This window comes from Polaromonas sp. P1_G4, from assembly GCF_056405475.1.
The window spans coordinates 1-1,340 of record NZ_JBFUCA010000803.1 but is presented as its reverse complement, the minus strand read 5'-3'; the positions used below and the strand labels follow the sequence as shown (position 1 = coordinate 1,340).

The following is a 1,340-nucleotide window of genomic DNA, read 5'->3' as shown; positions in this document are numbered from 1 at the left end:
ATTTTTAAACGGGAAGAGACTGGGCGTTTTGAAGAAGTTCCGGCGTTCGTTGCAGAAGACGGTAATTCTGGAATGACGTTTATCTTGTTTGGAATACCGGAAGGCGAAACTAGTGATGCTTACACTCTGGAGTGTTCGGCTGAAACCGAATTATCCATTCAGGAATTCCGAAAAAATTCATTTGGATTAATAAGTAAAATTCTTACTCCGAAAGAAGTTAACTCAAGAGGATATTTTGATTATTCGAATGAGTTGGCAACTGCTCTGAGTGCCAGCGGAGTTAGCGCTTCGAAATCGGCCCCCTAAACCATAGGGACGAATACAGTATGTTGAGTTCCGTCGAAATCTGACCCACTGGGGATGTGGACAAAAACTTGGCCTTCACGGGAGCCTAGCCCAGTTTCCTCAGTGGATACCCATCAAAAATAATATGCACACGCGGCGTATCGGATGGATTGGCTGCCCTGTGCATCACTTGTTGTCAAAGAACCAGAGTTCCCTGGGCTTCACATTGAATCGATTGTTGCCAGACTCCAGTAGATTGCGCTCGCCGCAGCTAAGCACTAGGTGGTAGCGGTCTCTTCCCTCGAGAGACTCTTCGTCGTCGTAGTCGGTAAAGCTGGTTGTGGGCCGGAAGCTTGCGGCTCAGGGCAATCCGAGCGCATGCGCCAGGGTGTCCAGTTGAAGCTTCAAAAACCACGCCTCAAGTGGCTCCCCAAGAAGGGTTGACCTACTCATCGAATTTGCTATCAATTCAATAGCTGCTTGCGCACATCCCTATTGGTCTACAGCCATTATTCGTTTGAAGATCACTGATTTGCAGGTCGCCGTACGACGCTATGAGCCGACAGGCGGTTGCATACCATCGAACCTGACCTAGCTTGTTGCCAGACTCCAGCGCAATCCAACACTCGCCGCCACGATAAACATTCTTCAGGGCGCCGGATGTATTGGGTGGGAGCCATGGATTTCCAGTGCTCCCAAAACAAGTGTCTGTGTTCCTAACTAACCTAACTGGAGTTAAAAATGGGTGGAATTACCAAAGGTGGTCTTTTTGTGGGCAAAGACGAGTCGTACATCCCGAGCAGAAATGCCCAGGACGACGTGAACGAAGGCTGGTCGGTAACCCGGCGGCCTTATCGCTCAACGTCGCAGGGCCAGACGGTCCAGGAAGACATCATTCCCGCTTCGTGCAATTACTGCGACAGTTGCTCCTGCTTCCTGGCCGGCAACCGTGTGTTGATGGCCGACGGCTCCAGCAAGCCGGTGGAAGACGTCGCGGTGGGTGATCTGGTTATGACAAATCTGGGCCCCCGCAAGGTGGCCGCGCTGGAGCAGCC

General features: G+C 51.4%; 2 protein-coding genes. Both read left to right on the top strand.

The genetic code is table 11. From position 1 onward, the window contains the following. Nucleotides 1–306 (top strand): hypothetical protein (locus AC1D1X_RS23495; RefSeq protein WP_477699371.1); only part of this gene is annotated, 306 nt, incomplete at its 5' end. Nucleotides 307–1,026: 720 nt separating this feature from the next. Then, nucleotides 1,027–1,340: Hint domain-containing homing endonuclease (locus AC1D1X_RS23490; protein WP_477699370.1), on the top strand; the 314-nt coding region annotated here is incomplete at its 3' end.